This is a genomic window from Pseudomonas sp. B8(2017) (assembly GCF_002113575.1).
Taxonomy (GTDB): Bacteria; Pseudomonadota; Gammaproteobacteria; order Pseudomonadales; family Pseudomonadaceae; genus Aquipseudomonas; species Aquipseudomonas putida_Z.
Window position 1 is genome coordinate 30,033 of the sequence record NZ_NEIO01000026.1, and the last position, 20,635, is coordinate 50,667.

Here is a 20,635-nt window from a genome sequence, read left to right on the forward strand (position 1 = left end):
CACCCGCTTCCTGCCCTTTCAAACCTTTCGGCGGGGCGTAGCGCGTTTTCTCAATCGGGATCCCATCATGCAGTTCAGCAAATCGAACAAGCTCGCCAATGTCTGCTACGACATTCGCGGCCCAGTGCTCAAGCACGCCAAGCGCCTGGAAGAGGAAGGCCACCGCATCCTCAAGCTGAACATCGGCAACCCGGCGCCGTTTGGCTTCGAGGCGCCTGACGAAATCCTCCAGGATGTGATCCGCAACCTGCCCACCGCGCAGGGCTACAGCGACTCCAAGGGCCTGTTCAGCGCGCGCAAGGCGGTGATGCAGTACTGCCAGCAGAAGCAGATCGAAGGCGTCGGTATCGAGGACATCTACCTGGGTAATGGTGTGTCCGAGCTGATCGTGATGTCGATGCAGGCGCTGCTCAACAACGGCGACGAAGTGCTGATCCCGGCCCCCGACTACCCGCTGTGGACCGCCGCCGTGAGCCTGGCCGGCGGCAAGCCGGTGCACTACCTGTGCGACGAGCAGGCCGACTGGTTCCCCGACCTTGAGGACATCAAGGCCAAGATCACCCCGAACACCAAGGCCCTGGTGATCATCAACCCGAACAACCCGACCGGCGCGGTGTACTCCAAAGAGCTGCTGCTGGGCATGCTGGAACTGGCCCGCCAGCACAACCTGGTGGTGTTCTCCGACGAGATCTACGACAAGATCCTGTACGACGAAGCCGTGCACATCAGCACCGCCTCGCTGGCCCCCGACCTGCTGTGCCTGACCTTCAACGGCCTGTCCAAGTCGTACCGGGTGGCGGGCTTCCGTTCCGGCTGGCTGATCATCTCCGGGCCCAAGCACCACGCGCAAAGCTACATCGAAGGCATCGACATGCTGGCCAACATGCGCCTGTGCGCCAACGTGCCGGCCCAGCATGCCATCCAGACCGCGCTGGGCGGCTACCAGAGCATCAACGACCTGGTGCTGCCGCCGGGCCGCCTGCTGGAGCAGCGCAACCGCACCTACGAGCTGCTGAACGACATCCCGGGCGTGAGCTGCGTCAAGCCGATGGGTGCGCTGTATGCATTCCCGAAGATCGACCCGAAGGTTTGCCCGATTCACAACGACGAGAAGTTCGTGCTCGACCTGCTGCTGTCGGAGAAGCTGCTGATCGTTCAGGGTACGGCGTTCAACTGGCCGTGGCCGGACCACTTCCGCGTGGTCACCTTGCCGCGGGTGGATGACCTGGAGGCGGCGATTGGCCGGATCGGGAATTTCCTGAAGGGTTATTCGCAGTAAGTGATGGCCCTGGGGGCGCTTTGCGCCCCTTTCGCGACACAAGGCCGCTCCTACAGGATTACGCGATCAGTTGTAGGAGCGGCCTTGTGTCGCGATGGGCTGCAAAGCAGCCCCAAAACCCCACAGGACGTTTCTTACATCCTGCAACGCTCTATCCCACAGCCCCCGCGCCATCCTCTGCCATACTCCGCCGTACACAGTTTGAAATAGTCGCCCGATTGAATCGGCACGGCCGGCACCTTATATACCCCGCAGTAAGCGACAACTCATCCGTCAGGAGAACGTAACAACCATGATGCGCATTCTGTTGTTTGTAGCCACCAACCTCGCGGTGGTGCTGGTTGCAAGCATTACCCTGAGCCTGTTCGGTTTCAACGGGTTCATGGCCGCCAACGGGGTCGACCTGAACCTCAGCAGCCTGCTGGTGTTCTGCGCCGTGTTCGGCTTTGCCGGCTCCCTCGTCTCGCTGTTCATCTCCAAGTGGATGGCGAAGATGACCACCGGCACCCAGATCATCAGCCAGCCGCGCACCCGCCACGAACAGTGGCTGCTGCAAACGGTCGAAGAGCTGTCCCGTGAAGCGGGCATCAAGATGCCCGAGGTGGGTATCTTCCCGGCGTACGAGGCCAACGCCTTCGCCACTGGCTGGAACCGCAACGACGCACTGGTAGCCGTGTCCCAGGGCCTGCTGGAGCGTTTCTCGCCCGATGAAGTGCGGGCAGTGCTGGCCCACGAGATCGGCCACGTGGCCAACGGCGACATGGTCACCCTGGCGCTGGTGCAAGGCGTGGTGAACACCTTCGTGATGTTCTTCGCACGCATCATCGGCAACTTCGTCGACAAGGTGATCTTCAAGAACGAAGAAGGCCAGGGCATTGCCTACTACGTGGCGACCATCGTTGCCGAGCTGATCCTGGGCATTCTGGCCAGCATGATCGTGATGTGGTTCTCGCGCCGCCGCGAATACCGCGCCGACGAAGCCGGTGCACAGCTGGCCGGTACCGCGGCGATGATCGGCGCCCTGCAGCGCCTGCGCGTGGAGCAAGGCCTGCCGGTGCACATGCCCGACACCATGAAGGCCTTCGGCATCAATGGTGGCCTGAAGCACGGCCTGGCCGGGCTGCTGATGAGCCACCCGCCGCTGGAAGACCGTATCGAGGCCCTGCGCCGTCGCGGTTGATCCAACCGGTAAAAACAAAGGGCGACTTCGGTCGCCCTTTTTTGTACACCTGTGCCGGCCTCTTCGCGGGCTCGCCCGCTCCCACAGGTTCACCACATACCTTGAGGATTGTGCAGTACCTGTGGGAGCGGGTTCACCCGCGAAAGGGCCGGTGCAGGCTACACACCTGTCATCGGCTGACCCGGTAAACCCGCTCCAACAAACTGGAAGCTCCGGCCTGCAGGAACTTCGGGCTTTCCTTAATCACCTCCACAGCCTCCAGCTCATCCACCTGCCACCCGGTAAACCCCTGCCGCAGCTCTTCATCCCCGACCGAAAACGGCGGCCCGCCCAACAAAGCCTGATCATAATCCAGAGTCACCACCACCCCCTGGCAACCCGCCGGCAGCAAGCCCGACAACAACTGCATGTAAGCCACACGCATCTGCGCCGGCAAGGCAATCAGCGCCGCCCGGTCATACAGCCCCGCGCAGTCGCCGATATCCCCTGCCTGCAACGCAAAGAAATCCCCACACCAGAGCTCCACGTCACCACTGCGCCAAACCTCGAAAGCCCCGCGCTGTTGCACCTCGGCTTCAAGCCCATGCTCGCGGAAGAAAGCCTCCACCGCCCGCCGCGACAGCTCTACGCCCAACACGCGGTGCCCCTGCCCAGCCAGCCAGGCCAGGTCCAGGCTCTTGCCGCACAACGGCACCAGCACGCGGCTGCCCGGCGCCAGGCCAAGCGCTGGCCAATACTTCTGCAGATAGGGGTTCACCTGCGCCTGGTGAAAGCCGATCTGGTTGTCGGCCCACCGCTGCTGCCAGAACGCTGGCTCCATGATCACTCCCGATTTTTAGATGGTTTGTCGGTAAAAGTTGGTTTGGATTCCGATCTGTAGTTGATCGAAGATGAGTGCATCTTAACCGTCAGGACCCTGCCATGCTGCCCAGCCTGTTCATTTCCCATGGTTCCCCCATGCTTGCCCTGCAACCCGGCGCCAGCGGGCCGGCGCTGGCCGGGCTGGCCAACGCCCTGCCCCGGCCGAAAGCGATCGTGGTGGTGTCGGCGCACTGGGAAAGCCGCGAACTGCTGGTTACCGGTAGCGCACGACCAGAGACCTGGCATGACTTCTACGGTTTCCCACCGGCGCTGTATGCGGTGCAGTACCCGGCGCCGGGCGACCCCACACTTGCCGGCCAGGTCAGTGAACTGCTGCAGGCTGCCGGGCTGCCTGCCCGGCTGGACGCGCAGCGGCCGTTCGACCACGGCGCCTGGGTACCGCTGTCGCTGATGTACCCGGATGCGAATATTCCGGTGGTGCAGGTTTCACTGCCCAGCCACATGGGGCCGGCGCTGCAGGTCAAGGTAGGCCAGGCGTTGGCGGGTTTGCGCGACCAGGGCGTGCTGCTGATCGGCTCGGGCAGCATTACCCACAACCTGGGCGAACTGGACTGGCATGCCGGGCCGGACGTGATCGAGCCTTGGGCACTGGCGTTCAGGGATTGGGTGGTGGAAAAGCTGCGGGCGGATGATCAGGAAGCGCTGCTGGGTTATCGGCAACAGGCGCCGTTTGCGGTGCGTAACCATCCCAGTGATGAGCATTTCCTGCCGCTGTTCTTTGCCTTGGGGGCTGGGGGCAAAGTCGGGGTGGTGCACCAGGGGTTTACCCTGGGGGCGTTGGGGATGGACATTTATCGGTTCGACTGAAGGGCCTCTTCGCGGGCTTGCCCGCTCCCACAGGTCCTCCACAGGCCTTGAGAGCTGTGATGCACCTGTGGGAGCGGGCAAGCCCGCGAAGAGGCCGGCACAGGCAAAAAAAATCCCCAGCCAAAGCCGGGGATTTTTTCATTGCGCCAGGATCAATCCTCGCGGTAGCGACGCAGCTTCAGCTGCTTGCCAGCCACGCGGGTGTCCTTGAGCTTGGACAGCAGCTTCTCCAGGCCATCTTCCGGCAGCTCGACCAGGCTGAAGCTGTCGCGCACCTGGATGCGGCCAATGGCGTCACGGGCCAGGCCACCTTCGTTGAGGATCGCGCCCAGCAGGTTCTTGGCAGCGATGCCGTCACGGGCACCCAGGGCAGTACGGCAACGCACACGGCCTTCGGCCAGCGGCATCGGCGCACGGCGCTCGCGGTCACCACGCTCCGGACGCTCGCCACGCTCACCACGTTCGGTACGCTCACCACGCGGGGCGAAGCTCGGCACCAGCGGCTGTTCACGCTCTACCGCAGCCAGGTCCAGCGCCTGGCCATTGGTGGCCTTGCGCAGCAGGGCAGCAGCCAGGGCACGCGCGCTGCAACCCAGGTCGGCGGTCAGGCGGTCGAACAGCTCGCCGTGGGTGGCTTCCGCTTCGGCAACCAGCGGCGCCAGGCTCGAGGTCAGCTTCTTGATGCGGGCGTCCAGCACGGCCTGGGCATTCGGCAGGCGGGCTTCGGCAACTTTCTGCCCGGTTACGCGCTCGATCACCTGCAGCATGCGGCGCTCACGCGGGGTGACCAGCAGCAGTGCACGGCCATCGCGACCAGCACGGCCGGTACGGCCGATACGGTGTACGTAGGACTCCGGGTCGTACGGCATGTCGACGTTGAACACGTGAGTGATGCGCGGTACGTCCAGGCCACGGGCAGCGACGTCGGTAGCGACAACGATGTCCAGGCGGCCATCCTTGAGCGAGTCGATCACGCGCTCACGCTGGTTCTGGGCGATGTCGCCGTTCAGAGCGGCAGCCTTGTAGCCCTTGGCTTCCAGCGCGGAGGCCAGGTCCAGGGTGGCTTGCTTGGTACGCACGAAGGCGATCAGCGCGTCGAACTCTTCCACTTCCAGCAGACGCAGCACAGCCGGGATCTTCTGGTCGGCGTGGACCATCAGGTGGGCCTGCTCGATCGCGGTAACGGTCTGGGTCTTGCTCTGGATCTTGACGTGCTTGGGCTCGCGCAGGTGGCGTTCGGCGATCGAACGGATCGACGACGGCAGGGTGGCGGAGAACAGCACGGTCTGGCGGCTGGCCGGGATGGCATCGAAGATCACTTCGAGGTCGTCCATGAAGCCCAGCTTGAGCATCTCGTCGGCTTCGTCCAGTACCAGGTACTGCACGGTCGACAGGACTTTTTCGTCACGACGCAGGTGGTCGCACAGACGGCCCGGGGTGGCCACGACGATTTGCGCGCCGTTGCGGATCGCTCGCAGCTGTGGGCCCATCGGGGCACCACCGTAGACGGCGACCACGTTCACGCCCGGCATCTGCTTGGCGTAGGTTTCGAAAGCGGTAGCAACTTGCAGCGCCAACTCACGGGTTGGCGCCAGGATCAGGGCTTGCGGTTCGCGCTTGCTCACATCGATCTTGTTGAGGATCGGCAGGGCGAAGGCAGCGGTCTTGCCGGTGCCAGTCTGCGCCTGGCCGATCATGTCGTGACCGGCGAGGATGATCGGGATCGATTGTTGCTGAATGGCGGACGGCTCTTCGTAGCCGGTCGCCAGAACGGCAGCAACAATATTCGGATTGAGATCGAGAGCGGCGAAGCCGCCGGTTTCCTGGGTCATGGGTCTGCCTCTAGGTGCATCCGCAAAGACCCATGCTCCAAAGCTGCACAAGCCATGAAAGACCGACAGGTCACCCAGGCAGCTTTGGCGGCGGGGATTTGCGAAAACGATTGAAAAAGAAAACGTGGGAAAGTCCGCCTAGCGGACGTGCAGCCGAAGCTGGACTCGGAGGGTTTGCACCACCTGATTTTGCGGTCCGCTAAAAGACCGGCGCGTACTATACCCGAAATCGTGCGCAGACGTGAGGAATATTTTCAGGGTGCCTGGCCAGTGTCGGGCCATCAATTACCTGGAGCTGAATCGATAATTCTTTATTGCCTGTATCGGCCTCATCGCCGGCAAGCCAGCTCCCACAGGGACAGCGCATGGCTTGAGGCCAACGCGGTCGGTGTGGGAGCTGGCTTGCCGGCGATAGGGCCAGCAGCCTCGCCACAGATTCATCAGGTAGCCGGCCGAATCTCGCGGATCAGCCCCTCGAGGCTGTACCCCAGGCGCGGCGCCAGCGCCTCGGCCCGGGCTTTCAGCCCATCCAGGTCCAGCGTCTGCTCCAGGTCCGCCGGCACCAGCAGGATCACATTGCCCTCCTTCACCGGCAGCTCCCAGTAATGCCGGTGGTACAACCCGCGCAGCAACGCCGCGCCCAGCGGCTTGCCATCGTCGGTGGCCCACTGGTTGATCACCAGCCAACCACCCGGGTTCAGCTGCTGCTGGCAGTTCTCCAGGAAGTTCCACGCCAGGTGGCCGACCCCCGGCCCATGGTCGGTGTACAGGTCGACGAATAGCAGGTCGGCCTTCTCCGCCGTGGGCAAAAGCTCCAGGGCATCGCCGATACGTACATACAGCCGCGGGTCGTCGTCCAGGCCCAGATACTCCATGGCCAGGCGCGGTACGTCCGGGCGCAGTTCGATGGCCTCGATGTCGTCCAGCGGCAGGAACTTCATGCAGGCCTGGGTCAGCGTGCCGGCACCCAGGCCTAGAAACAGCGCGCTCTCCGGCTGCTCGTGGCACAGCGCCCCCACCAGCATGGCGCGGGTATAGTCGTACTCCAGCCAGCTGGGGTCGGCCGTGAACACGCAGCTCTGCTCGATCGCATCGCCGAATTCCAGAAAGCGGTAGTCGTCGACTTCATACACGCTGATGACGCCAAAGGCGTCCTCCACCCGTGCCAGTAGCCGCTCTTCCCGTTCCGCCGCCATGCTCACCACCCACCCGCGCAAAAACGCGCATTGTCCGTCAACACCCTCGATGCAACAAGCGCAGCGCCAACTGTTACCATGGCCCATAGCCTACAACCGACAAGACCGAGCCCGAGATGAACCAACCGTGGAGCCCCGACAGCTGGCGCGCCCTGCCGATCCAGCAGCAACCGACCTACCCCGATGCCGCGCACCTGCTGAAGGTCGAACAGACCCTGGCCAGCTACCCGCCGCTGGTGTTCGCGGGCGAGGCGCGCGAGCTGCGCCGGCAGTTTGCCGAGGTCACCGAAGGCCGCGCCTTCCTGCTGCAGGGTGGCGACTGCGCCGAGAGCTTCGCCGAGTTCTCGGCGGCGAAAATCCGCGACACCTTCAAGGTGCTGCTGCAGATGGCCATCGTCATGACCTTCGCCGCCGGCTGCCCGGTGGTCAAGGTCGGGCGCATGGCCGGGCAGTTCGCCAAGCCGCGCTCATCGGGCGATGAAACCATCGGCGACATCACCCTGCCCGCCTACCGTGGCGACATCGTCAACGGCATCGGCTTCGACGCAAAAAGCCGCATCCCCGACCCGGAGCGCCTGCTGCAGGCCTACCACCAGGCAACTGCCAGCCTCAACCTGCTGCGCGCCTTCGCCCAGGGTGGGTTTGCCGACCTGCACCAGGTGCACAAGTGGAACCTGGACTTCATCGCCAACTCGGCGCTGGCCGACAAGTACCACCAGCTGGCCAACCGCATCGACGAAACCCTGGCATTCATGCGCGCCTGCGGCCTGGACAGCGCGCCGCAGCTGCGCGAAACCAGCTTCTTCACCGCCCACGAAGCACTGCTGCTGAACTATGAGGAAGCCTTCGTGCGCCAGGACAGCCTGACCGGCGACTACTACGACTGCTCGGCGCACATGCTGTGGATCGGCGACCGCACCCGCCAGCTGGACGGTGCCCATGTGGAGTTCCTGCGCGGCGTGCACAACCCGATCGGGGTGAAGGTTGGCCCGAGCATGAACCCCGAAGAACTGATCCGCCTGATCGACACGCTGAACCCGGCCAACGACCCCGGGCGCCTGAACCTGATCGTGCGCATGGGCGCCGGCAAGGTCGGCGACCACCTGCCGGGGCTGATCCGCACGGTCGAGCGCGAAGGGCGCAAGGTGCTGTGGAGCTCCGACCCGATGCATGGCAATACCATCAAGGCCAGCAGCGGCTACAAGACCCGCGACTTTGCGCAGATCCTGGATGAGGTGAAACAGTTCTTCCAGGTGCACCAGGCAGAGGGCAGCCATGCCGGCGGCATCCACATCGAGATGACCGGGCAGAACGTCACCGAATGCATCGGCGGCGCCCGGCCGATCACCGAGGATGCGCTGTCCGACCGCTATCACACCCACTGCGACCCGCGGATGAATGCCGACCAGTCCCTGGAGCTGGCGTTCCTGATTGCCGAAACCCTCAAGCAGGTGCGGCGCTGAGTGCTTTTCGCTTTTCGCTTTTCGCTTTTCGCTTTTGATCTTGCTTCTAGGCGCGCGATAGTTCAGGCGCCGCCGATTGCGACTTCAGGAGGCCGAGCGAAGGGCTTGCGGAGGGAGGTGACGGGCATGGATGCCCGTCAAGCGCTGAGGCCCCATGGATGGGGCCTGCAGCGCGTACTCCCGGGAGCGAGCCCGTAGCGAGGGAACCCCGAAGCGCAGCGTAGGGGCCGGATGATGGGAGCGAACGGTTTTTGGTTCCTTTTTGCCACGACAAAAAGGGACCCGCCGTAAGGGCGGAAGGGTGAGCCAGCGTCGCCATCGCAAATGGACTGTTCGCCCTATCAAAACCGGCGCTTAAGCTTTTGGCTTTTGGCTTTTGGCTTTTGGCTTTTGGCTTTTGGCTTTTAGGATGTGGGCATCCAAACCAAGCAGACATTCATTCGCGATGGTGGCGCAAAATCACCTTTCCGCCCTTACGGCGGGTCCCTTTTTGTCGTGGCAAAAAGGAACCAAAAACCGTCGGCTCCCATCATCCGGCCCCTCCGCTTCGCTCCGGGGTCCCCTCGCTACGGGCCTGCTCCCGGGAGGACGCGCTGCAGGCCCCATCCATGGGGCCTCAGCGCTTGACGGGCATCCATGCCCGTCACCTCCCTCCGCAGCCCCTCCGCTCGGCCTCCTGAAGTCGCAATCGGCGGCGCCTGAACTGTCGCGCGCTTAGAAGCAAAAGCAAAAGCCGAAACGAGCAAGAGCAAGAGCTGCTGCCACGCTTGGCATCACTTACTCAGCGGGTCATCCCAAAAATGCCGCTCGGCCTCCTGCTGGATATCCGCCCGGCTCAACCCCAGGTCGTGCAGGGTCGCATCACTCAGGCTGGCCAGTTCCTGGCGCTGGCGGTACAGCTGCAGCCAGCGCGCCGGGCGCTGCAGGGCAGTATGCCACAGGTGGTTCAGGGAAAAGGCAGGTTGCTGGATGCTGCTGACATGACCTTTCATCGTGAAGCCCTCCGTGTTGATGGCTCCAGTCTCCTGCCAGGCATAAGATCAATCCAACGAATGTTTCTGATGCCATGCATCTCGGAGATTGATGCAATGTCCCAGTACCAGAGCCTCGATGCGGACGTATTGCGCACCTTCGTGGCCATCGCCGAGCAGGGCGGCTTCACCCGCGCCGGCGAGGTGGTCAACCGCACCCAGTCGGCGGTGAGCATGCAGATGAAACGCCTGGAAGAAGACATTCTGCAGCGCCAGCTGTTCGAGCGCGACGGCCGCCAGGTGCGCCTGACCGCCGAAGGCCAGGTGCTGCTCGGCTATGCGCGGCGCATCCTCAAGTTGCATGGGGAAGTGTTCAACACCCTGCGCATGCCGCACATGGTCGGGATCGTACGCATCGGTACGCCGGACGACTATGCCATGCGTTTCCTGCCGACCATCCTCTCGAGCTTTGCCCAAGCCTACCCGCTGGTGCAGGTGGAGGTGCATTGCGACTCCTCCAAACAACTGATGCTGCGCCAGGACCTGGACCTGACCATCGTCACCCGTGAGCCGGGTAACGAGATTGGCCAGTTGCTGCGCCAGGAACGCCTGGTCTGGGCCGCCGCGGAAGGCTTCTGCCCGCAGGAGCAACGCCCCATGCCGGTAGCCTTGTTCAACACCGACTGCTTCTGCCGGGCCTGGACCTGCAATGCCCTGGAGGCCCAGGGCATCGACTACCGCATCGCCTATACCAGCCCGAGCCTGGCAGCGATCTTCGCCATCGTCACCGCTGGGTTGGCGGTGACCGCACAGTTGCAGAGCCTGATTGGCGGGAATATCCGCATTCTGGGCGAGAGCGAAGGGTTGCCGCAGTTGCCGATGGCCAATGTGATGCTGGTGCGCAGTACCCAGAACCCTTCGCCGATTACCGACTGCATGGCCGACTACATTGTCGAAGGGTTCAAGTGAGCCGGGGCTGCTGCGCAGCCCATCGCGACACAAGGCCGCTCCTACAAGGGCACGCGATCCCCTGTAGGAGCGGCCTTGTGTCGCGATGGGCCGCAAAGCGGCCCCAAAATCTCAAAGCTCGAACCCGAGCATCACCGCACACCCCACCAAAAACACACAGAACATCGCCCGCAACACCTTCTCCGGCAACGCATGGGCCAATTTCACCCCCCAGCTGATACTCAACAGGCCGCCCACCGCCAATGGAACCCCCACCCCCCAGTCAACACTGTGGTGCACCCCATAGGTCACCAGGGTTACCAAGGTACTCGGCGCCGCCAGCGCCAGCGACAGCCCCTGCGCCACCACCTGGGTGGTACCGAACACACTGGTCAGGATCGGCGTGGCCACCACGGCCCCACCCACCCCGAACAAGCCGCCCATGGTGCCGGCAAAGCTGCCCAGTACACCCAGCCACGGCCAGGCATAGCGCAACTCGGCGCTGGGCGGCGTCACCTTCATGAACATCCGCGCCACGTTCCACACCGCCAGGGCCACCAGGAAGCCGACAAAGCCCAGGCGCATGGATTGCGCATCCAGCCCCACCGCCCAGATCGACCCCAACCAGGCGAACACGAAACTGCACAGCGACAACGGCACCGCATGGCGCAGCTCGATGCGGTTACGCTGGTGATAACGCCACAGCGCCAGCAGCACATTGGGCACTACCATCACCAGCGCCGTGCCTTGCGCCAGTTGCTGGTCCAGGCCGAACAGCACGCCCAGCGCCGGAATCGCGATCAGCCCGCCGCCAATGCCGAACAGGCCACCCATGGTCCCCAGGGCTGCGCCCAGCACGATATACAACAACCACTCGATCATCAGGGGCCTCATCCGCCTTTACACATAATGCGAGCATGCTAACGATTGCGGGCTGGCGGGGAAACGCACAGCAGCGCACAATGGCTGTGCGTTTTTCGCAAAAGCAAGGCAGCCATGAGCCCCGATACCCTGACCGACCAGCTAAGCCTGTTCCTCGATGTGCTGGAAACCGGCAGTTTTTCTGCCGCCGCCCGCCGCCACCCGCTGACCCCGTCTGCCGTGGCCCGGCGCATCGACAACCTGGAAAGCGCCGTGGGCAGCCGCCTGTTCACCCGCAGCACCCACGCCGTGCGCGCCACACCTGCAGGCAACGCCTTTGCCGAACGGGCCAGGCGCATCATCGAGGAGCTGCGCCTGGCCCGCGCCGAAGCGGTGTCGCTGAGCAATGCCCCCGAAGGCCTGATCCGCATCGACGCCCCCGCCGCATTCGGCCGCCGCCACCTGGCCCCGGCCATCGCCGATTTCCTGGTCGCCTACCCGGGCCTTGATGTGCAACTGCGCCTGATCGACAGCTTCGTCGACCTGCATGGCAGCCACCTGGGCGAGGTCGACCTGGTGCTGCGCGCCGGCCCCCTGGCCGACACCCGGCTGGTCGCCACGCCATTGGCCTACATGGTGCGCATCGCCTGCGCCAGCCCGGCCTACCTGGCCAGCCGCGGCATGCCCACCTGCCCCAGCGAACTGCCCGGGCACGACGGCCTGGACTGGGACGGCCTGGCGCCGCCATTCGCCTGGCGTTTCAACGTGGCCGGGCAAACCCGCCTGTACCGCCCCTCACGCATGCGCATGGCCGCCAACAACGCCGAAACCCTGCTGTTCGGTGCCCTCGCCGGTTTAGGCATAGCCCACCTGCCCACTTGGCTGATCAGTGAATACCTGCTGCGTGGCGAGCTGATACCTTTGTTTTGCGACGGTGGCTTGCCCCAAGCGGAAACCAGCGGTATCTACGCGCTTCGCCTGGAACATGAAACGAACTCTCGCAGTCGTTTGCTGCTCGAATTTCTCAAGAGCCGCTTCAGCCCGATTCCACCCTGGGACCTGGCCTTGCGCAGTGAACTGCGCGAATAAAGCGCGCACTAACGATCCGCGTGCCAGACTTTCCCATTGATTACCTTCAAGGACCTGCATGAACGCCAACACCCAAGCCTCCTGTGACGAGCTGCTGCTGGACAACCAGGTCTGTTTCGCCCTGCACTCCACCTCGTTGCTGATGACCAAGGTCTACAAACCGCTGCTGCAGGCCCTGGGCCTGACCTACCCGCAGTACCTGGCCATGCTCGTGCTGTGGGAGCACGACGGCCTGACCGTAGGCGAGATCAGCCAGCACCTGCTCACCGACCCCGGCTCGCTGACCCCCCTGCTCAAGCGCCTGGAAAGCGAAGGCCTGCTGCAGCGCAACCGCAGCCGCGAGGACGAACGGGTGGTACTGGTGCAGCTGACCGACAAGGGCCGCGCCTTGCAGCAGCAGGCCAAAGAAGTGCCGCAGTGCATCCTCAAGGCCAGCGGACGCAGCCTGGAACAGTTGCAACAGCTGCAGGCCGACCTGCTGGCGCTGCGCGAGAACCTGCAGAAAACCCTCTGACAGCTATGCTGTGCAATGGCCGTTCGGATGAGCGGTGACGATTTATCTTGCGCGCTAACTAATTGCGCGCTAATTTAAATCCCACACCAACCCGCGCCTTCCTCCAGACGGGGAGCGCACAGCACATTAGCGAGGCTCAAGATGCAAAAGGTCACTCCGCTGTACATCGCAGAAGCTACCTCCACCGGTGGGCGCGACGGCAAGTCCCGTTCCAGCGACGGCAAGCTGGTGGTCAGCCTGAGCACCCCCAAGGAACTGGGCGGCGCAGGCGGTGACGGCACCAACCCCGAGCAGATGTTCGCCGCCGGTTACTCGGCGTGCTTCATCGGTGCCCTGAAGTTCGTGGCCGGGCAGGAGAAAAAAGCCCTGCCGGCGGACGCCTCGATCACCGCGAAGGTGGGCATCGGCCAGATTCCAGGTGGTTTCGGCCTGGATATCGACCTGCACATCAACCTGCCGGGCCTGGCCCAGGCCGATGCTGAAGCGCTGGTGGAAAAGGCGCACAAGGTGTGCCCGTACTCCAACGCCACCCGCGGCAATGTGGATGTGCGCCTGCACGTGACCGTGTAAGGCTGTGGGAGCGGCCTTGCGTCGCGATGGGGCGCGAAGCGGCCCCGGAATCTCGGGGACACCTTGAGATCGCCGGGGCCGCTTTGCGGCCCTTTCGCGACACAAGGCCGCTCCCACAAAAGCAAGAGCGAGAGCAAGAGCAAGCATCGAGAACTGCAAAAATGCAGGCATGAAAAAACCCGGCCAAGGCCGGGTTTTTTGCGTTTCACAAGAAGGATTACTTCTTGGAACGGCCTTTGAAGCTGTTGTCGCGAGTGTCGATATCGATCCACTCGTCGATCTGGATGAAGTCGGCAACCGAGATCTCGGTACCGTTCTTCAGCTTGGCAGGCTTCATGACCTTGCCCGAGGTGTCGCCGCGTGCAGCGTTCTCGGTGTAGACAACCTGGCGGCTGATGGTGGTCGGCAGTTCAACCGATACCAGGCGGCCTTCGAAGAACACGGCTTCGCAGACGTCTTCCATGCCTTCTTCGATGTACGGCAGAACGGCTTCGATGTCCTCGGCGTTCAGTTCGTACATGGTGTAGTCGGTGGTGTCCATGAAGGTGTATTCGTCACCGTTGATGAACGACAGGGTCGCTTCTTTGCGATCCAGGATCACGTCGTCCAGCTTGTCGTCTGCACCGTAGACGGTTTCGGTCTTGTAGCCGGTCAGCAGGTTCTTCAGCTTGGTCTTCATGATCGCGCTGTTACGGCCCGACTTGGTGAACTCAGCTTTTTGAACCAGCCACGGGTCGTTGTCGATCCGCAGGACGGTACCGGGTTTCAGTTCTTTACCAGTTTTCATTACGAAGTATCCGAATCTGGATGGATTTATAAAAATCGAGGCCGCGTATCATAGCGAATTTCGGTAAAAGTGTACTAGCGCTGTGGCAAGGTCCGGCTGAGCGGCCTGTCGCGCTGCCCAAAGCCGGGCATGCTGCTGCAGTTCCGGCCAGTGCTGGCGGGCCGCCTGCCAGGCCTGACCCATGTCGCGGTCCATGTTCCAGGCACGCCACAGGCCAAGCAGGGCGGCATCGGCATCGCCTGACAACCCGTGTCGATAATGCGCGAGAAACGCTTCGAGCTTTTCCCAATGGGCATTCTCGTCCTGCACGTAGATGTGCCACAGCATCGGCTGCCCGGCCCACTGCGCGCGCACGAACGAATCTTCGCCGCGCACGGCATTGAAATCACAGCTCCACAGCAACCGGTCGTAGTCGTCCTGGCTGACGAAAGGTAGCACCTGCACGGTCAGCGCCCCTCGCTTGCGCACGCTGCCCACTTGCAGGGCCGCCTCGCCAAGCCAGTGGCCGAGCCCCGCGACAACGCGCCCTTGCGGCACCAGCAGGTGGCAAGGTTGCTCGCCTGAGGCCAGGGCATCAAGCCAGTTGCCCAGTTGCGGGTTTTCGTAGGCGAACAGGGAAATCAGCAATGTCCCCGCTTCAGGGTTTACGCCAAGCCCCTGCAAGAAGGCCTGCCGTGCCCCTTGCTGGAACGCATCACGCCGCGCCAGCAGCGAGCCCTCGCGCAGCAGGCCACCGGTCTTTTCGGTAAAGCCGGGAAAGAAAAACACCTTGCGCAAGCCATTGGGCTGCGGCGAAGGCAAGCCATGGCAGCCCTCCACCCAGTCCTCGGCACTGAGGTATTCGAGGTTCAACCACAGCGGCGGCGTGGCGCGAGCGCGCATTGCCTCTACATAAGCTACTGGCAACTGGCAGGCGAAGGCACCGATTACCACATCAGCCGGCGCCACCGGCAACCAGGTCACCGGCCACTGGCGCACTTCCACACCGTGTTGCCACTGCTGCGGGGCGGTGGCATCGGCCCCGGGGCACATGGGCGTGAACGCATTGAGGTCATCCACCCACAGGCGCACTGCCAGGCCGTGCTCGGCCACCAGCTGCCGGGCCAGGCGCCAGGTCACGCCTATATCGCCGTAGTTGTCGACGACGCTGCAGAAGATGTCCCAGGTGGCTTTCATGTGCCCTGCCCTCGCCCAGCGGAAAAACCGCGCATTCTGCGCATAAATTGTCGCTGACAAAAGCACCTGCACGGAAAAATGCCCAGGCGCATGCGACAATGCACCCCGAACACCCTGCCAGGAGGCTGCCATGCCGCGCCACCGTGAACTGAAGATCACCCTCAAGCCGCTGCCGTTGATCGCGTGCGTTGCCTTTGGCCTGTGGCTGGGCGCCGTGGCGATCGCCGCCAGCCTGTGGCTGGCCCTGCAACTGTGGCCACAGCAGGTACAGCCACTGGCCCAGGCCGTGGCCCCCGCCGCGTACCGGCCTGCCGCGCCGCCAGCGCCAGCCCCTGCGGCGGATGCCCAGGCGGAAATGTTCGAACGCTACAAGGACATCCTGCACAAGCAGGAGCTGCAACAGGCCGCCGAGGCCGCCCAGGGCAACCCGCGCAACCTCAACAGCCCCAAGTGCCAGTTCTGGCTGCAGCAGAACCGCACCGCGCCCACCGACAAAAGCCAGGCCAACGTGCTGGAGTTCTGTTACTGACCATGGACAAGCCCAGCCTGCTGGCGCAGATCGTCGCCACCCTCGAGCATGACCTGGATGTGCTGACCCGCGCGGCGCAAACGGCGTACGAAGCCGCCACTGCCGAAGAGAACATCGCCGAGAACAAGTACGACACCCTGGGCCTGGAAGCCTCGTACCTGGCTACCGGCCAAGCCCGCCGCAGCGCCGAGATCCGCAAGGCGCTGGTGACCTACCAGCAACTGCTGCTGCGCGATTACGACCCGGCACGCGGGGTGCAGGTGAGCAACCTGGTAACGCTGGAGGATGAAGATGGCGGGCAGCGCCGACTGTTCCTCGGGCCTGAGGCGGCGGGGTTGAAGATTGGCGAGGGGGATGGGCTGGTGACGGTGATTACCCCGCGCTCGCCGCTGGGGCAGCAGTTGATCGGCAGGAAGGTTGATGATGAGGTGAGCCTGGGGGCACAGGCATTGTTCATAGTCGATGTTGTCTGAACCGGCCCTATCGCCGGCAAGCCGGCTCCCACGGGTGCAGCGTTGATCTCGGGGTTGTCGCTGTACCTGTGGGAGCTGGCTTGCCGGCGATAGGGCCGCTACAGGCAATACACTTCTAAAGGGTTTGCAAGGCATCGAACCGCCGCGCCAACCCCTGCTCTTCGAACTGCTCCACCACGAAGTCGATAAACGCCCGGGTCTTGCCCGGCAACAGCTTGTGCTCGGCGAAATACAGGCTGATATGCCCATCGTCCACGTACCAGTCCGGCAGCACCCGCCGCAGCCGCCCGCCCTCCAGGTACGGCACGGCAAACGGCAGGCTCACCAAGGCAATCCCCAAGCCCTGCTCGGCCACCGCGCAAGCCGCATCCGAATCGCTCATGGTCATCGTCTGGCGCAACTGCAATGGCTGCTGCACCTGCCAACGGCTGGTCAACGGCCATGAGCGCACCCGCCCGGTCTGCGGCGAGCGGATCAGGATACCGTCATGCCGTTGCAATACCTGCGGGTCGTCAATCGGCGCGTGCCGGCCCAAGTACGCCGGCGCCGCCACCAGCACCCGGTGCGCCGGGGTCAGCTTGCGCGCCACCACCCCCGGCGGCAGATCGAAGCCACCACCAATCGCCGCATCGAAGCCCTGGCCGATCAGGTCGACCTGGCGGTTGTCGAAATGCCAGTCCGGGGTAATGGCCGGGTAGCGACGCAGGAACTCGGCCAGCAATGGCAACACATACAAGCGCCCGAACACCGTACCCATGCTCACCCGCAACAACCCGGCCGGCTGGCCTTCGCTGCTGGCCAGGTTGGCCACGGCGTACTGGATGGTGCGGAAGCTGTCACTGACCTCCCCCAGAAATCGCTGCCCGGCCTCGGTCAGGGTCAGCTTGCGGGTACTACGCTGGAACAACCGCACCCCCAGGCGCGCTTCCAGCTGGGCAACATGCTTGCCCACGGCAGCCGGGGTAATGCTGAGGCGCCTGGCGGCCTCGGCAAAGCTGCCGACTTCGGCACTGCGGATGAAGCATTCCAACGCGTTGAACGATTCCATGGCCATGATTGGCAACCAAAGGTTTACTCTGCTGATAGTGATTGCCATCTTATCAGCAGGTAATCAAGCGCCGATACTGCGCCCATCCAAGGCATTCCGGCCTGGCTTCCAGCAGGAGATCAGCATGTCCAAGCAACACACCCTCGAAGGCAAAGTAGCCCTGGTACAGGGCGGTTCCCGCGGCATCGGTGCAGCCATCGTGCGACGCCTGGCCCGCGAAGGCGCACAGGTGGCCTTCACCTATGTCAGCTCCGCCGGCCCGGCGCAGGCGCTGGCTGAGGAAATTACCGAAAACGGCGGCAAGGCCCTGGCCCTGCGGGCCGACAGCGCCGACGCGGCGGCCGTGCAACTGGCCGTGGATGACACTGTGAAGGCCCTCGGCCGGCTGGATATCCTGGTCAACAACGCCGGTGTGCTGGCGGTAGCACCGGTGACCGAATTCGACCTGGCCGACTTCGACCACATGCTGGCGGTGAACGTGCGCAGCGTATTCGTCGCCAGCCAGGCCGCGGCACGCTACATGGGCCAAGGTGGGCGCATCATCAACATTGGCAGCACCAATGCCGAACGCATGCCGTTTGCCGGCGGCGCCCCCTATGCCATGAGCAAATCGGCGCTGGTCGGCCTGACCCGCGGCATGGCCCGTGACCTGGGGCCGAAAGGCATTACCGTGAACAACGTGCAGCCAGGGCCGGTGGATACCGACATGAACCCGGCCAGCGGCGAGTTCGCTGACAGCCTGATCCCGCTGATGGCGATCGGGCGTTATGGCGAGGCGGATGAGATTGCCAGCTTCGTGGCTTACCTGGCGGGGCCTGAGGCGGGGTATGTCACTGGGGCCAGCCTGACGGTCGATGGCGGGTTTGCTGCCTGATTGAAGGGTTGCCTGTGCTGGCCTCTTCGCGGGCGCGCCCGGTCCCACAGGTATCCCACCGGCCTCAAACCCTGTGATAATCCTGTGGGAGCGGGCAAGCCCGCGAAGGGGCCGGCACAGGTTGACCCCGCTCCTACCTCCCGTCTGCCTCGAGAACCCCATGAATACCCCCACGCTCAGCCGCGCCCTGATCCTGCTGATGGCCACCGCCACCGGCCTGGCCGTGGCCAGCAACTACTATGCGCAACCACTGCTGCACAGCATCGCCCAGCAGTTCGGCCTGAGCACCGCCAGTGCCGGCAGCATCGTCATTGCCGCGCAACTGAGCTATGGCGCCGGCCTGTTGCTGCTGGCGCCGCTGGGCGACCTGTTCGAGCAGCGCCGGCTGATCACCGTGATGACCGCCATTTCCACCCTGGGCCTGATCATCAGCGCCTGCGCACCGAGCCTGCCCTGGCTGATCCTTGGTACGGCGCTGACCGGGCTGTTCTCGGTGGTGGCGCAGATCCTCGTGCCCATGGCCGCGACCCTCAGCGAGCCACACCAGCGCGGGCGCGCGGTCGGCACGTTGATGAGCGGGTTGCTGCTGGGCATCCTGCTGGCACGTACCGCCGCCGGGTTCATGGCCGAACTGGGTGGCTGGCGCAGCATCTACGTGCTGGCTGCAGTGCTGATGGCCATCACCGCCGTGGCGCTGTACCGCAGCCTGCCGCAACACCACAGCCATGCCGGGCTGAAATACCCGGCGCTGATCGGCTCGGTGTTCCGCCTGTTCGTCGAAGAACCGGTGCTGCGCCTGCGCTCGCTGCTCGGCCTGCTGGCATTCAGCCTGTTCGCGCTGTTCTGGACGCCACTGGCGTTCCTGCTGGCGAAAGGCCCGTACCACTATTCGGACGCGGTGATAGGCCTGTTCGGCCTGGCCGGTGCAGCGGGTGCGCTGTCGGCCAACTGGGCCGGGCGCCTGGCCGACCGTGGCAAGGGTTCGCTGGGCACCACCGTGGGCCTGGTGGTATTGCTGCTGTCGTGGGTGCCGCTGGGCTTTGCCGAGCAATCGTTGCTGGCCTTGCTGCTGGGCGTGCTGATGCTCGACCTGGCAGTGCAACTGGTGCACGTGAGCAACCAGAACGCGGTGATTGCCCTGCGGCCCGAGGCGCGCACGCGGCTGAATGCCGGGTATATCACCTGCTACTTCATTGGCGGGGCATTGGGGTCGTTGCTGGGCACGCAGTTGTTCCAGCGCCAGGGCTGGATGGGGATTGTGGTGGCCGGGTTGGTGATTGGCGGGCTGGCGTTGCTGGCGTGGGGTTTGGCCGAGCGCAAGCGCAGGAACGCTTTGCAAGCGGCCTGAAAAATCTTTGTTGGATTCTTCGCGGGCACGCCCGCTCCCACACGTTTGTCACTGGCATGAAGCATGTGATGTACCTGTGGGAGCGGGCGTGCCCGCGAAGAGGCCATCAGCCATGGCGACAATGCACCGCACGACCCTCCGTCGCATGGCCGTTGACTTGCCTGCCCGGGCAGCGCTCAGTAGGCGCTGGTCAATGCCCTTTCCCTGACAGGACGACGTTATGACAAGACTCACGGTGCAATCCGGCGATTTCTTGCAAGGCGAAGGCGAGTATCGCAATGGATCGCTCACACTCAAGACCCCGCGCAGCCCCTCCCCGGGCGAGCGGATTTCCCTGGCACGCATCAGCGAGCTGCGGCTGGCCAGCCTGGAATCCAGCCGTAGCCTGGGCAGTGCCCTGGGCTGGGGCATGGCCGGGGCCCTGGTGGCCGGGCCGGTGGGGTTGCTGGCCGGGCTGTGGCTGGGTGGCAAGGAAGAGGAAGCCACCTTCCTGGCCACCTTCAAGGACGGGCGCAAGCTCATGGCCATTACCGATGGCAAGACCTGGTCGAAGATCGATGACAACTGGCGGCAGCACAGGCGGCCGGCCCGCAAAGGCTGACTGGATATCGCAGGGCCCGGATCGTTTTATGTTGAAGGCGGCTGTAAGATGCCGCCTTTTTCATGGCCTGTGCCGGCCTCTTCGCGGGTGAACCCGCTCCCACAGGGATATCACTGCACCTGAGGATAGTGATTTTCCTGTGGGAGCGGGTTCACCCGCGAAGAGGCCGGCACAGGTGTCGCGCATCCAGGAGCCCCACCGCATGCC

Annotated in this window: 20 protein-coding genes and 1 pseudogene; 13 read left to right on the forward strand and 8 right to left on the reverse strand. The window is 64.0% G+C overall.

Annotation, left to right across the window (positions count from 1 at the left end):
- Window positions 1-67 precede the first annotated feature (67 nt).
- Window positions 68-1,279, forward strand: a complete 1,212-nt coding sequence (locus tag CAG22_RS24815; RefSeq protein ID WP_013971543.1) for a pyridoxal phosphate-dependent aminotransferase — start codon at window positions 68-70, stop codon at window positions 1,277-1,279.
- Between the two features lie 292 nt (window positions 1,280-1,571).
- Entirely contained in the window at window positions 1,572-2,459 is an 888-nt protein-coding gene (gene htpX / locus CAG22_RS24820) for a protease HtpX (RefSeq protein WP_003259721.1), read from the forward strand.
- A 169-nt stretch (window positions 2,460-2,628) separates the two neighbouring features.
- Here htpX and CAG22_RS24825 read toward each other — a convergent pair whose 3' ends face one another.
- Window positions 2,629-3,279 carry a thiopurine S-methyltransferase gene (locus tag CAG22_RS24825; protein WP_085706363.1) on the reverse strand — a complete coding sequence of 217 codons (651 nt, stop codon included), beginning with the start codon at window positions 3,277-3,279 and terminating at the stop codon, window positions 2,629-2,631.
- Window positions 3,280-3,380: 101 nt separating this feature from the next.
- Between CAG22_RS24825 and CAG22_RS24830 the strand changes: the two genes are divergently transcribed.
- On the forward strand, window positions 3,381-4,148 hold the full coding sequence (locus CAG22_RS24830) for a class III extradiol ring-cleavage dioxygenase (protein ID WP_085706364.1): 768 nt from the start codon (window positions 3,381-3,383) through the stop codon (window positions 4,146-4,148).
- Between the two features lie 152 nt (window positions 4,149-4,300).
- On the opposite strand, the pseudogene CAG22_RS24840 reads toward CAG22_RS24830, so the two are convergent.
- Together CAG22_RS24840 and CAG22_RS24845 are read right to left on the reverse strand one after the other, a co-directional pair.
- Window positions 4,301-6,014: pseudogene (locus CAG22_RS24840) on the reverse strand (DEAD/DEAH box helicase).
- A gap of 406 nt (window positions 6,015-6,420) precedes the next feature.
- Window positions 6,421-7,176: a spermidine synthase gene (locus tag CAG22_RS24845; RefSeq protein WP_025338183.1), complete on the reverse strand. Its 756-nt coding sequence runs from the start codon at window positions 7,174-7,176 to the stop codon at window positions 6,421-6,423.
- Window positions 7,177-7,292: 116 nt separating this feature from the next.
- Between CAG22_RS24845 and CAG22_RS24850 the strand changes: the two genes are divergently transcribed.
- Window positions 7,293-8,639, forward strand: coding sequence for a class II 3-deoxy-7-phosphoheptulonate synthase (locus tag CAG22_RS24850; protein WP_003247094.1), 1,347 nt, complete (start codon window positions 7,293-7,295; stop codon window positions 8,637-8,639).
- Window positions 8,640-9,412: 773 nt separating this feature from the next.
- Here the strand turns inward: CAG22_RS24850 and CAG22_RS24865 are convergent.
- A complete protein-coding gene (locus CAG22_RS24865; RefSeq protein ID WP_085590093.1) occupies window positions 9,413-9,631 on the reverse strand; it encodes a DUF1127 domain-containing protein in 219 nt (72 codons plus the stop codon).
- A 96-nt stretch (window positions 9,632-9,727) separates the two neighbouring features.
- Here CAG22_RS24865 and CAG22_RS24870 point away from each other — a divergent pair, with 96 nt between their 5' ends.
- A complete protein-coding gene (locus tag CAG22_RS24870) occupies window positions 9,728-10,579 on the forward strand; it encodes a LysR substrate-binding domain-containing protein (RefSeq protein WP_085706372.1) in 852 nt (283 codons plus the stop codon).
- A 111-nt stretch (window positions 10,580-10,690) separates the two neighbouring features.
- Here the strand turns inward: CAG22_RS24870 and CAG22_RS24875 are convergent, their stop codons facing one another.
- On the reverse strand, window positions 10,691-11,440 hold the full coding sequence (locus CAG22_RS24875) for a sulfite exporter TauE/SafE family protein (RefSeq protein ID WP_025338180.1): 750 nt from the start codon (window positions 11,438-11,440) through the stop codon (window positions 10,691-10,693).
- 114 nt (window positions 11,441-11,554) lie between these two features.
- Between CAG22_RS24875 and CAG22_RS24880 the strand changes: the two genes are divergently transcribed.
- The 3 genes from CAG22_RS24880 to CAG22_RS24890 all read left to right on the forward strand — a co-directional run bounded on the left by CAG22_RS24880 (window position 11,555) and on the right by CAG22_RS24890 (window position 13,592).
- Complete coding sequence (locus CAG22_RS24880) at window positions 11,555-12,508, forward strand: LysR family transcriptional regulator (protein ID WP_025338179.1); 954 nt, start codon at window positions 11,555-11,557, stop codon at window positions 12,506-12,508.
- A gap of 58 nt (window positions 12,509-12,566) precedes the next feature.
- Entirely contained in the window at window positions 12,567-13,022 is a 456-nt protein-coding gene (locus tag CAG22_RS24885; protein ID WP_025338178.1) for a MarR family winged helix-turn-helix transcriptional regulator, read from the forward strand.
- Window positions 13,023-13,163: 141 nt separating this feature from the next.
- Window positions 13,164-13,592, forward strand: coding sequence for an organic hydroperoxide resistance protein (locus tag CAG22_RS24890; protein ID WP_085590091.1), 429 nt, complete (start codon window positions 13,164-13,166; stop codon window positions 13,590-13,592).
- A gap of 217 nt (window positions 13,593-13,809) precedes the next feature.
- On the opposite strand, the gene efp is transcribed toward CAG22_RS24890, so the two are convergent.
- Together efp and earP are read right to left on the reverse strand one after the other, a co-directional pair.
- Window positions 13,810-14,379 carry an elongation factor P gene (efp, locus tag CAG22_RS24895; protein WP_013971530.1) on the reverse strand — a complete coding sequence of 190 codons (570 nt, stop codon included), beginning with the start codon at window positions 14,377-14,379 and terminating at the stop codon, window positions 13,810-13,812.
- Between the two features lie 48 nt (window positions 14,380-14,427).
- Window positions 14,428-15,555 (reverse strand): elongation factor P maturation arginine rhamnosyltransferase EarP, encoded by a 1,128-nt coding sequence (gene earP / locus CAG22_RS24900; protein WP_085706367.1) that lies wholly within the window; start codon window positions 15,553-15,555, stop codon window positions 14,428-14,430.
- A 130-nt stretch (window positions 15,556-15,685) separates the two neighbouring features.
- Here earP and CAG22_RS24905 point away from each other — a divergent pair, with 130 nt between their 5' ends.
- Together CAG22_RS24905 and CAG22_RS24910 are read left to right on the forward strand one after the other, a co-directional pair.
- Window positions 15,686-16,084, forward strand: coding sequence for a hypothetical protein (locus tag CAG22_RS24905; protein ID WP_085590087.1), 399 nt, complete (start codon window positions 15,686-15,688; stop codon window positions 16,082-16,084).
- Between the two features lie 2 nt (window positions 16,085-16,086).
- Window positions 16,087-16,557 carry a GreA/GreB family elongation factor gene (locus CAG22_RS24910; protein ID WP_085590085.1) on the forward strand — a complete coding sequence of 157 codons (471 nt, stop codon included), beginning with the start codon at window positions 16,087-16,089 and terminating at the stop codon, window positions 16,555-16,557.
- A gap of 115 nt (window positions 16,558-16,672) precedes the next feature.
- Here the strand turns inward: CAG22_RS24910 and CAG22_RS24915 are convergent, their stop codons facing one another.
- Entirely contained in the window at window positions 16,673-17,611 is a 939-nt protein-coding gene (locus CAG22_RS24915; RefSeq protein ID WP_085706368.1) for a LysR family transcriptional regulator, read from the reverse strand.
- 118 nt (window positions 17,612-17,729) lie between these two features.
- Between CAG22_RS24915 and CAG22_RS24920 the strand changes: the two genes are divergently transcribed.
- The 3 genes from CAG22_RS24920 to CAG22_RS24930 all read left to right on the forward strand — a co-directional run bounded on the left by CAG22_RS24920 (window position 17,730) and on the right by CAG22_RS24930 (window position 20,428).
- A complete protein-coding gene (locus CAG22_RS24920) occupies window positions 17,730-18,479 on the forward strand; it encodes a 3-oxoacyl-ACP reductase family protein (protein ID WP_085706369.1) in 750 nt (249 codons plus the stop codon).
- Between the two features lie 160 nt (window positions 18,480-18,639).
- Window positions 18,640-19,827 carry an MFS transporter gene (locus tag CAG22_RS24925; protein ID WP_085706370.1) on the forward strand — a complete coding sequence of 396 codons (1,188 nt, stop codon included), beginning with the start codon at window positions 18,640-18,642 and terminating at the stop codon, window positions 19,825-19,827.
- 220 nt (window positions 19,828-20,047) lie between these two features.
- Complete coding sequence (locus tag CAG22_RS24930) at window positions 20,048-20,428, forward strand: hypothetical protein (protein WP_085692434.1); 381 nt, start codon at window positions 20,048-20,050, stop codon at window positions 20,426-20,428.
- Window positions 20,429-20,635 lie beyond the last annotated feature (207 nt).

Coding starts and splice junctions, on each gene's coding strand:
- CAG22_RS24815 (WP_013971543.1), top strand. CDS start 68: ATGCAGTTCAGCAAATCGAACAAGCTCGCCAATGTCTGCTACGACATT.
- htpX (WP_003259721.1), top strand. CDS start 1,572: ATGATGCGCATTCTGTTGTTTGTAGCCACCAACCTCGCGGTGGTGCTG.
- CAG22_RS24825 (WP_085706363.1), bottom strand. CDS start 3,279: ATGGAGCCAGCGTTCTGGCAGCAGCGGTGGGCCGACAACCAGATCGGC.
- CAG22_RS24830 (WP_085706364.1), top strand. CDS start 3,381: ATGCTGCCCAGCCTGTTCATTTCCCATGGTTCCCCCATGCTTGCCCTG.
- CAG22_RS24845 (WP_025338183.1), bottom strand. CDS start 7,176: ATGGCGGCGGAACGGGAAGAGCGGCTACTGGCACGGGTGGAGGACGCC.
- CAG22_RS24850 (WP_003247094.1), top strand. CDS start 7,293: ATGAACCAACCGTGGAGCCCCGACAGCTGGCGCGCCCTGCCGATCCAG.
- CAG22_RS24865 (WP_085590093.1), bottom strand. CDS start 9,631: ATGAAAGGTCATGTCAGCAGCATCCAGCAACCTGCCTTTTCCCTGAAC.
- CAG22_RS24870 (WP_085706372.1), top strand. CDS start 9,728: ATGTCCCAGTACCAGAGCCTCGATGCGGACGTATTGCGCACCTTCGTG.
- CAG22_RS24875 (WP_025338180.1), bottom strand. CDS start 11,440: ATGATCGAGTGGTTGTTGTATATCGTGCTGGGCGCAGCCCTGGGGACC.
- CAG22_RS24880 (WP_025338179.1), top strand. CDS start 11,555: ATGAGCCCCGATACCCTGACCGACCAGCTAAGCCTGTTCCTCGATGTG.
- CAG22_RS24885 (WP_025338178.1), top strand. CDS start 12,567: ATGAACGCCAACACCCAAGCCTCCTGTGACGAGCTGCTGCTGGACAAC.
- CAG22_RS24890 (WP_085590091.1), top strand. CDS start 13,164: ATGCAAAAGGTCACTCCGCTGTACATCGCAGAAGCTACCTCCACCGGT.
- efp (WP_013971530.1), bottom strand. CDS start 14,379: ATGAAAACTGGTAAAGAACTGAAACCCGGTACCGTCCTGCGGATCGAC.
- earP (WP_085706367.1), bottom strand. CDS start 15,555: ATGAAAGCCACCTGGGACATCTTCTGCAGCGTCGTCGACAACTACGGC.
- CAG22_RS24905 (WP_085590087.1), top strand. CDS start 15,686: ATGCCGCGCCACCGTGAACTGAAGATCACCCTCAAGCCGCTGCCGTTG.
- CAG22_RS24910 (WP_085590085.1), top strand. CDS start 16,087: ATGGACAAGCCCAGCCTGCTGGCGCAGATCGTCGCCACCCTCGAGCAT.
- CAG22_RS24915 (WP_085706368.1), bottom strand. CDS start 17,611: ATGGCCATGGAATCGTTCAACGCGTTGGAATGCTTCATCCGCAGTGCC.
- CAG22_RS24920 (WP_085706369.1), top strand. CDS start 17,730: ATGTCCAAGCAACACACCCTCGAAGGCAAAGTAGCCCTGGTACAGGGC.
- CAG22_RS24925 (WP_085706370.1), top strand. CDS start 18,640: ATGAATACCCCCACGCTCAGCCGCGCCCTGATCCTGCTGATGGCCACC.
- CAG22_RS24930 (WP_085692434.1), top strand. CDS start 20,048: ATGACAAGACTCACGGTGCAATCCGGCGATTTCTTGCAAGGCGAAGGC.